Annotated in this window: 10 protein-coding genes; 7 read left to right on the forward strand and 3 right to left on the reverse strand. The window is 63.1% G+C overall.

What is annotated here, in order from left to right:
• Positions 1 to 24 precede the first annotated feature (24 nt).
• The gene (gene aat / locus HNQ60_RS05870; RefSeq protein ID WP_221304033.1) at positions 25 to 720 is read left to right on the forward strand and encodes a leucyl/phenylalanyl-tRNA--protein transferase; all 696 of its coding nucleotides are present in this window, start codon (positions 25 to 27) and stop codon (positions 718 to 720) included.
• A 192-nt stretch (positions 721 to 912) separates the two neighbouring features.
• Positions 913 to 1,131 (forward strand): translation initiation factor IF-1, encoded by a 219-nt coding sequence (infA, locus tag HNQ60_RS05875; protein WP_184330040.1) that lies wholly within the window; start codon positions 913 to 915, stop codon positions 1,129 to 1,131.
• A 74-nt stretch (positions 1,132 to 1,205) separates the two neighbouring features.
• Here the strand turns inward: infA and clpA are convergent, their stop codons facing one another.
• A complete protein-coding gene (gene clpA, locus HNQ60_RS05880) occupies positions 1,206 to 3,482 on the reverse strand; it encodes an ATP-dependent Clp protease ATP-binding subunit ClpA (protein ID WP_184330041.1) in 2,277 nt (758 codons plus the stop codon).
• A 9-nt stretch (positions 3,483 to 3,491) separates the two neighbouring features.
• The gene (clpS, locus tag HNQ60_RS05885; RefSeq protein ID WP_184330042.1) at positions 3,492 to 3,809 is read right to left on the reverse strand and encodes an ATP-dependent Clp protease adapter ClpS; all 318 of its coding nucleotides are present in this window, start codon (positions 3,807 to 3,809) and stop codon (positions 3,492 to 3,494) included.
• A gap of 521 nt (positions 3,810 to 4,330) precedes the next feature.
• On the opposite strand from clpS, the gene gspC reads away from it, so the two are divergent.
• The 5 genes from gspC (at position 4,331) to HNQ60_RS05910 (ending at position 10,755) form a co-directional block, all read left to right on the forward strand.
• On the forward strand, positions 4,331 to 5,317 hold the full coding sequence (gspC, locus tag HNQ60_RS05890) for a type II secretion system protein GspC (RefSeq protein WP_184330043.1): 987 nt from the start codon (positions 4,331 to 4,333) through the stop codon (positions 5,315 to 5,317).
• Positions 5,318 to 5,344: 27 nt separating this feature from the next.
• On the forward strand, positions 5,345 to 7,531 hold the full coding sequence (gene gspD / locus HNQ60_RS05895) for a type II secretion system secretin GspD (protein WP_184330044.1): 2,187 nt from the start codon (positions 5,345 to 5,347) through the stop codon (positions 7,529 to 7,531).
• Positions 7,532 to 7,566: 35 nt separating this feature from the next.
• A complete protein-coding gene (gene gspE / locus HNQ60_RS05900; RefSeq protein ID WP_184330045.1) occupies positions 7,567 to 9,096 on the forward strand; it encodes a type II secretion system ATPase GspE in 1,530 nt (509 codons plus the stop codon).
• 2 nt (positions 9,097 to 9,098) lie between these two features.
• Complete coding sequence (gene gspF / locus HNQ60_RS05905; RefSeq protein WP_184330210.1) at positions 9,099 to 10,322, forward strand: type II secretion system inner membrane protein GspF; 1,224 nt, start codon at positions 9,099 to 9,101, stop codon at positions 10,320 to 10,322.
• A 184-nt stretch (positions 10,323 to 10,506) separates the two neighbouring features.
• The gene (locus HNQ60_RS05910; protein ID WP_184330046.1) at positions 10,507 to 10,755 is read left to right on the forward strand and encodes a hypothetical protein; all 249 of its coding nucleotides are present in this window, start codon (positions 10,507 to 10,509) and stop codon (positions 10,753 to 10,755) included.
• A gap of 103 nt (positions 10,756 to 10,858) precedes the next feature.
• Here the strand turns inward: HNQ60_RS05910 and HNQ60_RS05915 are convergent, their stop codons facing one another.
• Positions 10,859 to 13,216, reverse strand: coding sequence for a Tex family protein (locus HNQ60_RS05915; RefSeq protein WP_184330047.1), 2,358 nt, complete (start codon positions 13,214 to 13,216; stop codon positions 10,859 to 10,861).
• Positions 13,217 to 13,540: the final 324 nt, after the last annotated feature.

Here is a 13,540-nt window from a genome sequence, read left to right on the forward strand (position 1 = left end):
AGCAGCTTCCGAACGGAGTTCATCGTGAGAGGCTCCATCGTATGGCTTTCGGAGCGGGACTCGCCGGATACCTTTCCGCCGGTCGACAATGCCTTGCGCGAGCCCGACGGCCTGCTGGCCGCGGGCGGTGACCTTTCACCCACTCGCCTGATCGCCGCCTATCGGCGCGGCATCTTTCCCTGGTACTCGCAGGGCCAGCCGATCCTCTGGTGGTGTCCCGATCCCCGAGCCGTTCTGTTCCCGGCTGAGTTCAAGCTGTCGCGGAGCCTCGCCAAGACCCTGCGCAACAAAGGCTTCGAGACGCGGCTCGATTCCGACTTCACCCAGGTCATCCAATCCTGCGGCAGCAGCGCCATCCGGCCGGGCGGCACGTGGCTGTCACCGGAAATGCAGGCCGCTTACCAGTCGATGCACGAGCTGGGATACGCGCACTCGGTGGAGACCTGGTACGAGGGCCGTTTGGTGGGCGGCCTGTACGGAGTCGCGATCGGACGCGTCTTCTTCGGCGAATCGATGTTCAGCACCGAGCGCGACGCCTCCAAGGTGGCGCTGAGCCGGCTGTGCAGCGAGCTGGCGGAGCGCGATTTCCACATGATCGACTGCCAGATGGCCACCCCCCACCTGATGAGTCTCGGTGCACAGCTCATCCCTCGCACGCATTTCATCCGCCAACTCTCTGAACACACAGTCGGCGGTGCCGCGCCCGTGCGCTGGGCCTGAAGTTGAGAAACGCCGCCGCGCCCACATTGTCGTTGGGCCGGCGCAACGACACCCGGTATACCCGCCAGCCCGCTTCGTAGGCGCTTGCCCCGCACCGAGTCCGCCGCTGTGGCTTCGTTGCAATGGGATCAGCGTTTATGCACAATTCGCGCGCTTCCGGGCCAGCCCCGGGTAATTTTCATAAGAGAGTGCATGGCAAAAGAGGATGCAATTCAGATGGAAGGTCGTGTCATCGACACGCTTCCCAACACGACCTTTCGCGTGCAGCTCACGAACGGCCACACGGTGACGGCGCACATCTCGGGAAAGATGCGCAAGAACTACATCCGTATCCTGACGGGCGACCAGGTCACGGTAGAGCTCACGCCCTACGACCTGACCAAGGGCCGCATCGTCTATCGCGGCAAGTAAAGCCAGAACCAGAAAACAAAAAGGCCGGCAATGCCGGCCTTTTTCGTTTCTGACGGTCAACCGTCAATTTTCTATCAGCTTCCTTCCAGCAGCGGCTGTTCGCTGTCCGCGCGGACCTCCACCTTCAGCTTGTCGTCGTCGCCCATGGTGACGAACGCATGGCCGCCGCCCACGAGCTTGCCGAACAGCAGCTCCTCGGCCAGCGGGCGCTTGATGCCTTCCTGGATCACGCGTGCCATCGGACGCGCACCCATCTTCGGATCGTAGCCCTTGCGGGTCAGCCATTCGCGGGCGGAATCGTCGACGTGGAGCTGCACGCCCTTCTGTTCGAGCTGCGCTTCCACTTCCACCAGCATCTTGTCGACGACGCGCTGAATGGTGCGCGGGTCGAGACCGCTGAACTGGATGATCGCATCGAGGCGGTTCCGGAACTCCGGCGAGAACAGCCGACGGATCGCTTCCATTCCGTCCGTGGCGTGATCCTGCTGCGTGAAGCCGATCGACGGGCGGTTCATTTCGAACGCGCCAGCGTTGGTCGTCATCACGATGACCACGTGGCGGAAGTCCGCTTTGCGGCCGTTGTTGTCTGTGAGCGTGCCGTGGTCCATCACCTGCAGCAGCAGGTTGAAGACGTCCGGGTGCGCCTTCTCGACCTCATCGAGCAACAGCACCGAGTGCGGATGCTTGTTGATCGCCTCGGTCAGCAATCCACCCTGGTCGAACCCGACATAGCCCGGAGGCGCGCCGATGAGCCGCGAAACCGTGTGGCGCTCCATGTATTCGGACATGTCGAAGCGGATCAGCTCGACACCGAGCGCGATCGCCAGCTGACGGGTCACTTCGGTCTTGCCGACGCCCGTGGGACCGGCGAACAGGAACGAACCGACCGGCTTGCGCTGGTCGCCCAGACCCGAGCGCGACATCTTGATGGAGGCCGCGAGCGTCTCGATCGCCGGATCCTGGCCGTAAATCACGAGCTTGAGGTTGCGCTCGAGGTTCTTCAGCACATCGCGGTCCGTCTTGGAGACGTTCTTTGCCGGGATACGCGCGATCCGAGCGACTACGTCCTCGATCATCGGCGTCGTGACCAGTGTTTCGCGCTCTTCCTGCGGCTTGAGGCGCAGGCGCGCACCGGCTTCGTCGATCACGTCGATGGCCTTGTCCGGCAACTGACGGTCGTTGATGTGCCGGGCGGCGAGCTCTGCCGCCGCGGTCAGAGCGTCATCGGCGTACTTGATGCCGTGATGCTCCTCGAAGCGGGTGCGCAGGCCGCGCAGGATCTCGATGGTTTCAGCAACCGACGGCTCGACGATGTCGATCTTCTGGAAGCGACGCGCCAGCGCGTGATCTTTCTCGAAGATGCCGCGGTATTCGGCGTAAGTCGTCGAGCCGATGCAGCGCAGCTCGCCGTTCGCGAGCGCGGGCTTGATCAGGTTCGACGCATCCATTACGCCGCCGGAAGCAGCGCCTGCACCGATGACGGTGTGGATCTCGTCGATGAAGAGAATCGAACCGGGCGTCTTCTTGAGCTCGGAGAGCACGCTCTTCAGCCGCTTCTCGAAGTCGCCGCGATACTTCGTGCCCGCGATGAGCGCGCCCATGTCGAGCGAGAACACCGTGCTGTCGGCCAGCACGTCCGGGACTTTGCCTTCGATGATCAGCCGCGCCAGCCCTTCGACGAGGGCCGTCTTGCCGACGCCCGCCTCGCCCACGTACAGCGGGTTGTTCTTGCGGCGGCGGCACAGGATCTCGATGGTCCGTTCGATCTCGATGCGACGGCCGATGAGCGGGTCGATGCGACCTTCCTGGGCCAGCTTGTTCAGGTTGGTCGTGTACTTCTCGAGAGCGGTGCCGCCCTCGCCTTCGCGCTCACCTTCGGGCGACGCCACCGACTCGTCCTTCTCGGGACGGTCCTCGGCGATCTTCGAGAGGCCATGGGCGATGTAGTTGACGACGTCCAGGCGCGCCACGTCCTGCATCGACAGCAGGTAGGCCGCGTGGGAATGCTTTTCGCTGAAGATCGCCACGAGCACGTTGGCCGTGGTGACTTCCTTCTTGCCGCTCGACTGGACGTGGAAGACCGCCCGCTGCAGCACCCGCTGGAATCCGAGCGTGGGCTGAACTTCGCGGTCGTCGTCGTCCTTGAGGCGCGGCGTGGTCTGATCGATGAAATCCTTCAGGTCCTTGCGCAACCGTACGACGTCGGCGCCGCACGCACGAAGAATCTCTCTCACCTTGGGGGTGTCGACGATCGCCAGCAGCAGGTGCTCGACGGTCATGAATTCATGACGCGCTTCGCGGGCTGACTGGAAAGCCTCGTTGAGACAGATTTCAAGTTCGCTGCTTAACACTTCGGTGTCTCAGTTCTCTTCCATCGTGCACAACAACGGATGTTGGTGCTGCTGTGAATACGTAGTGACCTGTGCAACTTTCGTCTCGGCGATCTCGAAAGTGAAGACGCCGCAGACGCCCTTGCCTCGCGTGTGTACCTCCAGCATGACGCGCGTGGCGGTCGTTCGATCCATCCCGAAAATGCCCTCCAGCACCTCCACGACGAACTCCATCGGCGTGTAATCATCGTTCAGCAGAATGACGCGAAACAGTGGCGGTCGCTTGAGGCGAGGTTCGGCCTCTTCGGTGACCAGCCCACGTTCATGCTGTGTTCGCTCTTCACTCATTCAGCTTCGACAGATGTATCCGGATCGATTCGAAAACGTGCGCGCAAAACCGCGGGCACGACTCTTTATAGGGTGGAACGTCCGACAATACAAGGCGGCATCCCACGCAACTAAGTTCCCGATACTGAAGGCGAAACTGCCCGCCTTTTCTACGTCGATCGGCGCGGAAAACGCAGACCCAGTTCACGTTAATGAAGGCTGTTTCACCCGAGACAAGTGTCCGGAGCGTATACCCGTGAATTGGATTCGATGTCGGGCGCCCGCGACGCACCATCCCGTCGGCGGGACGAGTCGACGGCTCTGCTCACGCAATTCGCGGGGAACTCGCCGGCCGCGAGGAACTTCTTCATGCGACTGACGCAGAACGGAAACAGCGCGAGGGAGTTTTCATCAATGAGAACAATCTCTTGTGACCCCCTAGTGCGACTACGTATGATGGCGCGCTCTGTAACGTGCGACCGCGAGTACGACCGGTCACGCTCAGAGTGGGGTCTTAAGAGCAGAACGACGATTCAAACCTGATGCCGCTTCCAGCCAGCCTGCGCGCCTTCGAGAACCTGACGCCACAGCAGTGGCTCGACCGCGCGTCGCGGACGTTGCCGCAGGCGCTGACGGTCGTTCTCGTCATTGCGATTGCCTGGCAGCTCGTCCAGCTCACGTGGCTGCTGCTCGATCGTGACGAATCCGCCGTCGCACCCATCGTTGCACCGCCGATGAATCAGACGCAGTCGCAGTCTCGCGGTCCTGACGTTCAGGCAATTGCCGACGCCCATCTGTTCGGTACGGTCGAAGTCCAGAACGCCGTCGACCCCGCGAACGCGCCGCCGACGCAGGCCAACCTGGTGCTGTCGGCGGTCTTCGCCACGAACGATCCGTCGAAGGGGCTTGCGATCATCGGCGAGTCGGCGGCCTCCGCGAATGTCTATACCGTGGGTCAGGCCGTGCGACCCGGCGTGACACTTCACGCTGTTTACGCGGACCGCGTGATCCTGGATCGCAGTGGCAACCTCGAAGCCCTGGCCCTTCCGACCCAGAACCTGGCAGGCGTGCAGATGTCGAGGGCGCCGGCGCCCCGCCAGCAATCTCAATTCCAGGAGAACCTCCGCCGGATCGCGGAATCCAATCCGGGCGCGTTCGCCGAAATCGTGCGTCCGCAACCGGTCTTCGCGAACGGCGTCCAGCGTGGGTACCGCGTCTATCCGGGACGCAATCGACAGCAGTTCGCCCGGCTCGGCCTGCAGCCAGGCGACCTGGTGCTTGCCATCAACGGCACGGCGCTCGACGACCCGGCGCGTGGCATGGAGATCTTCAATACCATGGGGACCTCGGACCGCGTCACGGTGACAGTTGAACGTAATGGGCAATCTCAGGATCTGACGTTGAACACCGCGCAGGTGTCGCTGCCCGAAGCGAATCCTCCTCCCGGACCCGGTGGCGAGCCACAGGGCGGAATGGGTCGCGGAGCCGTGAACCAGCAGGTGCCGCCCGCCGGCCCCGATACACAATGAGCGCAGCATGACCAGCAAGGACTGTGCATGACGATTCCTATGACAACAAAGCGCAGCCGGTCGGGCAGTGGTCGCCGCAAGGCCGGGCCGTTGCTCGGCGCATTCGTCCTGATGCTGACCTGGTCGGCCGGACATACGCAGCAGCAGCAACAGCAGACCATCACGCCGAACTTCAAGGATGCCGACCTCGCGCTGGTCATCCAGGCCGTTCAGTCCATCACCGGCAAGACGTTCATCATCGATCCGCGCGTGCGCGCGCAAGTGACAATCCTTTCGTCCACGCCGATGACGGCGGATGCGTTCTACAACGCGTTCCTGTCGGTGCTGCAAGTCCATGACTTCGTCGCCGTGCCGTCGGGCAACATCATCAAGATCGTGCCGGCCCAGAACTCGCGCTACATGCCGGGCAACGACCTGCCGAATCGAGTGAGCTCGTCTTCGGACGAGATCGTCACCCAGGTGATCGCCGTCAAGAATGTGAACGCGGCGAACCTGGTGCCTGCGCTGCGTCCGCTGCTGCCGCAGGGCGCTCACTTCGTGGCTCACCAGAGCTCCAACACCCTGATCGTGTCGGACCGCGCGTCGAACGTGAACCGCATGATGCGCATCATCGAGCGCATCGACCAGGCCGGTGACGAGGAAGTCGAGATCATCCGCCTCGAGAATGCGAGCGCCGCCGAAATCGTCCGCGTGGTGAACACGCTGTACACCGGTCCGGCTGCACAGCAGGAAGCGGCCACTTCGGCCGTGAAAGTCGTCGCTGATGATCGAACCAACAGCGTGCTGCTGTCGGGTGAAAAGAACAAGCGATTGCAGATGCGCGCACTCATCGCCCATCTCGATACGCCGCTCGAAGCCGGTGGCGATACTCAGGTTCGCTACCTGCGCTACGCCGATGCGGAAACACTCGCAGGCAAGCTGAAAGAACAGATCACAGGCATCGTCCAGGCAACTCCAGGCGCACCGCCGGCACCGGGCGGCGCTGGCGGCGGCAGCTCTGGCGCCGATCGTGGCGTCACGATCTGGTCCGATACCCAGAACAACGCACTGATCGTTACCGCACCGCCGAAGGTGATGCGATCGATCATGTCCGTCGTCGACAAGCTCGATATTCGCCGCCCGCAGGTGCTGATCGAAGCGATCCTGGTGGAAATGAACATCACCAAGGCCTCGGAACTGGGCGTGAACTGGGCCGTCGGCAACACGGACTCCGACAGCACGGTGCCGATCGGCACATTCAATCAGCCCGTGGGCAACGCGAGCATCGGCAGCATCGCAGCGGCGATCGACAACCCCGCCCTGCTGGCGACCGCCGGCCTGCCGACAGGCCTCACGCTCGGTGCCGGACGATTCCTGGACGACGGGACGAACTTCGCCATCCTGCTGCGCGCGCTGCGCTCCGATGGCAACTCGAACATCCTGCAGACGCCTTCGGTGACGACGCTCGACAACGAAGAAGCCGAGATCAAGGTCGCCCAGGAAGTGCCGTTCGTGACCGGCCAGTTCACCAGCACGGGCAGCAACAACAACAACGGTTCGGTGAATCCGTTCCAGACCATCCAGCGCGAAGAAGTCGGCACGATCCTGAAGATCACGCCGCAGATCAACGAGAGCGATTCGATCACGCTCAAGATCGAACAGGAATCCTCGGATCTCGCGCCCTCCGCCACCGCGGCCTCGGGCGCGGTCGACCTGATCACGAACAAGCGCACGATCAGCACCAAAGTCATGGCGGAAGACGGCGGCATCATCGTGCTCGGCGGCCTCATCCGCGATGCTGCGATCGAGGGCGAGAACAAGGTGCCGATCCTCGGCTCGATCCCAATCATCGGCGAGTTGTTCAAGACCCGCAGCGGCAGCAAGGAAAAGCGCAACCTGATGGTGTTCATCCGCCCGACGATCCTGCGCGATGGCGTCCAGGCGGCGATCGAGACGAACGCAAAGTACAACCTGATGCGCAACCAGCAGCTGCAGCGTCGCAACGGCAAGGTCAACCTCCTGCCCGGCGAGCGTCAGCCGCTCCTGCCGCCGATCGAAGACCTGTCGCGCTATGCCGATCCGACCGCCGGAGCGGCACCGCCCGCGCCGAACACCGAAACATCCACGCCACCGGTGCAAACCGCTCCGCTGACGCCACCGCCCGAGACCACGCAGGGCCCGCCTCTGGCGCCGCCCCCTGCCACGGGCGAAGTCCCGCCGCAGCAGCCGCAGTAAAGCGGCTCGCTGCGACCCTGCCTTAGGAGAAATCCATGAGCGCAGCAGACACTGATGCTTTGTCGCTGGTGCCGGATCCGCCGCCCGCCGCTCCCGCCCCTGCCACGTCGCAATTGTCTTTTGCCTTCTGCAAACGTCACGGCGTACTCATCCAGCGCATCGAGGATGGCATCGCGGAAGCGGTCTATCGCTCGGGCGCCCAGCCTTCGAGCATCGCTGAAGTTCGCCGCGTGCTCGGCATCCCGCTGCAATTGCGCCGGGTCGACACCGACCAGTTCGACGAGCTCCTGCGCCGCCACTACGAAGGCGGCACGAACACCGCGATGCAGATGGTCGAAGGTTTTGAAGACAGCACCGACCTCGCGCATCTTGCGCAGGATCTGCCCGAACCTTCGGACCTGCTCGAAAGCGACGATCACGCGCCGATCATCAAGCTGATCAACGCGATCCTCACGCAGGCCGTGAAGGACAACGCGTCCGACATTCACATCGAACCGTTCGAGAACCGGCTCGTCGTACGTTTTCGCGTCGACGGCGTGTTGCGCGAAGCGTTGCAGTCGCGTCGTGCCGTGGCGCCGCTGGTCGTGTCGCGTATCAAGGTCATGTCGAAGCTCGACATCGCCGAGAAGCGCCTGCCGCAGGACGGCCGCATTTCCCTGCGTATCGCCGGGCGCGCAGTCGACGTTCGCGTCTCCACGATCCCAGCCGGCCACGGCGAACGCGTCGTGCTGCGTCTGCTCGACAAGCAGGCGGGCCGCCTGGAGCTCAATTCGCTCGGCATGGATCCGCGCACCCAGAAGCTGATGGACGAGCTGATCCACAAGCCGCACGGAATTCTGCTCGTCACGGGTCCGACCGGCTCCGGCAAGACGACGACGCTGTACTCGTCGCTGGAACGGATCAACGACAACACGCGCAACATCATGACGGTCGAGGATCCGATCGAGTACTACATCGACGGCATCGGCCAGACGCAGGTCAACACCAAGGTCGAAATGACATTCGCCCGCGGCCTGCGCGCCATCCTGCGCCAGGATCCGGACGTGGTGATGGTCGGCGAAATCCGCGACCTCGAAACCGCTCACATCGCCGTCCAGGCATCGCTGACCGGCCACCTGGTGCTCTCGACGCTGCACACCAACACAGCCGTCGGCGCAGTTACCCGTCTGCGTGACATGGGTGTCGAACCCTTCCTGCTTTCCTCCAGTCTCGTCGGCGTGCTCGCTCAGCGACTCGTCCGCGTTCTCAACCCGGAGACGAAGGAAGCCTATGAGGCCGGCGAGTACGAACGGCGCCTGCTGAACATTCCGCCGAATGCGCCTTCGCCAAAGCTCTATCGACCCGGGGTCGAAACCGCCAACGGCTTCAAGGGCCGCACCGGCATTTACGAGCTCGTGGTGATCGACGATGCGATGCGCACGATGATCCATGACGGCGCCAGCGAGCAGGAAATGGAACGTCATGCCCGCACCCTGACCCCGAGCATTCGCGACGACGGTCGCGCCAAGATCACGTCCGGCGTGACGACGATCGAGGAAGTGCTGCGGGTTACGAGGGAGGACTGAGACTGGGCGCCTTCGAATACACCGCCGTCGACGCTACTGGTCGCGAACGCAAGGGCGTCCTCGAGGGTGATACCGCCCGCCAGGTCCGCCAGTTGCTGCGCGACCAGAATCTGTTCCCCGTCAGCCTCAACGAGGTTGCCCAACAGGAAAAGAAGCAGCAGCGAAGCACATCCCTCGTAACGGTGCGCCGCGGCGTCTCGGCCGCCGATCTGTCTCTTCTGACGCGGCAGCTGGCCACGCTGGTGCATTCAGGCCTGCCGCTGGATGAAGCGTTGCAGGCCGTCGCCGAACAGACCGAGAAGCCGCGCATCAAGAGCGTCGTGCTCGGCGTCCGGGCAAAAGTGCTGGAAGGTCACACGTTGGCCGACGGCCTATCGGACTTTCCGCGCGTCTTCCCCGAGATCTACCGGGCGACCGTCGCCGCGGGCGAACAATCCGGACATCTCGATACGGTCCTCGAGCGCCTCTCGGACTACACGGAAAGCCGGGAGCAGCTTCGCAGCCGCACACTCAACGCAATGCTCTACCCGGTTCTGCTGTTCGTCGTGTGCAGCGGCATCGTCTCGCTGCTGCTGACGTTCGTGGTGCCGCGCATCGTGAAGCAGTTCGAGAACTCGAAGACCGCACTGCCGCTGCTGACCGAGATCCTGATCGCGATCTCGAACTTCGCCCGCGACTGGGGCCTGCTCGTGCTCGTCGCACTGGGATTGGGCATCTGGCTTTTCCGACGCTGGCTGCGCAATCCGGAAGCGCGCAAGCGCTGGCATGCCTTTCTCCTGCGCATGCCGCTCGTAGGGAAAGTCGTACGAGGCACCAATACGGCGCGATTCGCGCGTACGCTTGCAACGCTGACGTCCAGCGCCGTGCCGGTGCTCGAGGCGCTGCGCATCTCGGGCGAAGTCGTAACAAATCTGCCGATGCGCCACGCGGTGCACGAAGCCGCTTCGCGCGTGCGGGAAGGCGCCGCCATCGGTCGATCGCTTGCCGCGACGAAAATGTTTCCACCGATGATGATCCACCTGATCTCGAGCGGCGAAACCAGCGGTGAGCTCGAGACCATGCTGGATCGCGCTGCGACGAATCAGGAACGCGAAATGGATGCGATCCTCGGGACATTCGTGGGACTCCTCGGCCCCCTGATGATCCTGGTCATGGGCGGGTTCGTGCTGCTGATCGTGCTGGCAATGTTGTTGCCGATTTTTCAGCTCAATCAGCTTATTGCGTAGCGACACCCCGGCGCGTCGAATTCGCGCGTCGCGATTGCGCGCGTCACATCAGTCGTGAACCGCGTCTTGTTGCTTTGAAATCACTCTTGCGCGGTGCGCGGCAATCCCTTTATATATTTCCGCAAGCAACCAGCAGCTCACTTTCGTTTCACCGCACTCCCATCGACCTGCATCGGTACCGGGAATGATCGAGAAGCCGGAAGAGGATTTCGACGGCGATGAAGATGACGCCGTCGCAGATGCGGATGATCCCGTCCTGGATCATCTGCTCGATGATTTCGACAAGCGCAAGAAGCCCGCGCCGCGCACCGGCGAACCGGCACTACGCCGGCTGGAACGTCGTCGCGAGGAAATGGAAACCGCGGCGCAACTTTCGGACATCGACGATTACGACATCGACGAGCCGGGTGCTGCCCGGCGCCGGCGGAAGTAGGAACCGGATTTCACACGGAGTTCACGGAGAGCACGGAGTCCGACACAGAAATTTCCTGTCTCCGTGATCTCCGTGAACTCCGTGTGAAACTCCGGCGTCTTCTCTACTTCTTCAGCGCCTTCGCGAACGCCTCAGCCATGAGGCCGCCGCCGACCGGTTCCGGTTCGCGCTGCGGTGCACGCTGTGGGCGCGAGTCGCGCCGTGGTCCGGAACTCTGATTCTCAGCAGGGCGACTGCCGCGGGGAGCAGCCTCGTCGAGCTTCATCGTGAGGGCGATGCGCTTGCGCGCGACGTCGACCTCCAGCACTTTCACTTTGACCACGTCGCCCGCTTTGACGACCTCGCGCGGGTCCTTGATGAACTTGTGCGACATCATCGAGATGTGCACCAGGCCGTCCTGGTGGACGCCGATGTCGACGAACGCACCGAAGTTCGTCACGTTGGTCACGACGCCTTCGAGCAGCATTCCCGGCTGCAGGTCCTTCAGCTCCTCGACGCCTTCCTTGAATGCCGCTGTCTTGAACTCGGGGCGCGGATCGCGACCGGGCTTCTCCAGTTCGCGCAGGATGTCTTTCACGGTCGGCAGGCCGAATGTGTCGTCCGTGAACCGGCCCGGATCGAGACGCTTCAGCGCCGATGAGTCCGACATCACGTCTTTGATCGGACGCTTCAGCTCCGCGAGGATGCGCTCGACGACCGGATACGCTTCCGGATGCACCGCCGAGCTGTCGAGAGGGTTGCTTCCCTCGACGACCCGAAGGAAGCCGGCGGCCTGTTCGAAAGCCTTCGGTCCGAGACGGGTGACCTTCTTCAGCGCCGACCGGTCGGCGAAGGCGCCGTTCTCGTTCCGGTGCTTGACGATGTTCTCGGCCAGCGTCGTCGTCAGGCCCGACACGCGGGCAAGCAATGCGGGCGACGCTGTGTTTACGTCCACGCCCACGGCGTTCACGCAGTCTTCGACGATGCCATCGAGCGAACGCGCGAGCCGCGACTGATTCACGTCGTGCTGGTACTGGCCGACACCGATCGACTTAGGGTCGATCTTCACGAGCTCTGCCAGCGGGTCCTGCAATCGACGCGCAATCGAAACGGCGCCACGCAGGCTGACATCGAGATCCGGCAGTTCCTTCGATGCCAGTTCGGACGCTGAGTAGACGGATGCGCCGGCCTCGGAAACGACGACCTTCGTCAGTTTCGCGTCGCCGAGCCGTTTGATGAGCTCAGCGGTGAGCCGATCCGTCTCGCGCGATGCCGTCCCGTTGCCGATGCCGATCAGTTCGACCTTGTGCTTCTTCACGAGCACCGCAAGCGCATGCAGCGTGCCTTCGAGATCGTTGCGCGGCGGGAATGGATAGACCGTCGAGGTGTCCAGCACTTTGCCCGTGCGATCGACGAGCGCCACTTTGACGCCGGTGCGAATGCCGGGATCGAGGCCCATCGTCACTCGTGCACCGGCCGGTGCAGCGAGCAACAGATCCTTCAGGTTGCTGCCGAAGACGCGGATGGCCTCTTCTTCCGCCAGCTCACGCAGCGCCGTGAACAGCTCGGCTTCGAGCTGCCAGGCAACCTTCACCTGCCAGGTCCAGCGCACCGTTTCCTTCAGCCAGGCATCCCCGGGGCGACCCTGGTCGGCTACTGAATAGCGCGCGGCTATCTTCAGCTCGCAGGCGTTGAGCGGCGGCAAGGCGGCCTTCTCCGCCGGAACGAGTTCCTCGGGAAGCTTGAGCGCAAGCTTGAGCATTTCCTCCGTGCGGCCGCGGAAGAGCGCCAGCGCGCGGTGCGACGGGATCGCCTTGATCGGCTCTTTGTAATCGAAGTAGTCGCGGAACTTCGCGCCCGCCTCTTCCTTGCCTTCAGCGACCGCCGAAACCATCACGGCGTTGTCGTGGAGCCAGGTGCGCAGCGATCCGATCAGTTCGGCGTCCTCGGCGAACTTCTCGGTGAGGATCTGCCGGGCGCCATCCAGCGCGGCCTTCGCGTCGGGCACGCCCGGATTGTCGCCATTCTCGGTCTTGAAGGGTTCGCGCAGGTATTTCGCTGCTTCGACGGCGGGCGTCAGGGTCGGATTGCCCAGCAACGCGTCCGCCAGCGGTTCGAGACCCGCCTCGCGAGCGATCTGCGCCTTGGTGCGCCGCTTTGGTTTGTACGGCAGGTACAGATCTTCCAGACGCTGCTTGCTGTCGGCCGCTTCGATGCTGGCCCGCAACGCCGGCGTCAGTTTGTTCTGTTCCTCGATACTCTTCAGAATGGCCGTGCGACGCTCTTCGAGCTCGCGCAGATACACGAGCCGCTCGCTCAGCGTACGAAGCTGAGTGTCGTCGAGCCCGCCGGTCGCCTCCTTGCGGTAACGCGCGATGAAGGGGACCGTGGCACCCTCGTCGATCAGAGCGACGGTGGCGGCGACCTGGATGGGTTTGACTGCAAGCTCTGCGGCAATGCGCGATTCGATGGACGGGAGCATGAACGCTTCGGCGGATCACAATCAGAATAAAGGGGCGCGAACTATGCAGAAGCCCTCAGCGGCCAACAAGACTTGCCAAAGCCGGCCAACCGTGATGGCGCCGGACGGTCGTCCCTGAGCTGGCCGACGGATGCACCGGCATGTGTAAGGGCCAGGACAGACCATCGCAAGTCACTGATTTATCAGGGCCTCGCCCTGAACGAATCGGCCCCTTTCACACGCGTGTAACTTTCCGCGCTCCGGTTGGGTTTTCGTCTTAAACGACGACAGTACAGTGGCTAAACCAACTTGGGACAAAGGGCGTTCAGGAGACTTTGCAGGCTT

Origin of the sequence: Povalibacter uvarum, assembly GCF_014202975.1 — a bacterium.
GTDB classification, from domain to species: domain Bacteria; phylum Pseudomonadota; class Gammaproteobacteria; order Steroidobacterales; family Steroidobacteraceae; genus Steroidobacter; species Steroidobacter uvarum.

Coding starts and splice junctions, on each gene's coding strand:
- infA (WP_184330040.1), top strand. CDS start 913: ATGGCAAAAGAGGATGCAATTCAGATGGAAGGTCGTGTCATCGACACG.
- clpS (WP_184330042.1), bottom strand. CDS start 3,809: ATGAGTGAAGAGCGAACACAGCATGAACGTGGGCTGGTCACCGAAGAG.
- gspC (WP_184330043.1), top strand. CDS start 4,331: ATGCCGCTTCCAGCCAGCCTGCGCGCCTTCGAGAACCTGACGCCACAG.
- gspD (WP_184330044.1), top strand. CDS start 5,345: ATGACGATTCCTATGACAACAAAGCGCAGCCGGTCGGGCAGTGGTCGC.
- gspE (WP_184330045.1), top strand. CDS start 7,567: ATGAGCGCAGCAGACACTGATGCTTTGTCGCTGGTGCCGGATCCGCCG.
- HNQ60_RS05910 (WP_184330046.1), top strand. CDS start 10,507: ATGATCGAGAAGCCGGAAGAGGATTTCGACGGCGATGAAGATGACGCC.
- HNQ60_RS05915 (WP_184330047.1), bottom strand. CDS start 13,216: ATGCTCCCGTCCATCGAATCGCGCATTGCCGCAGAGCTTGCAGTCAAA.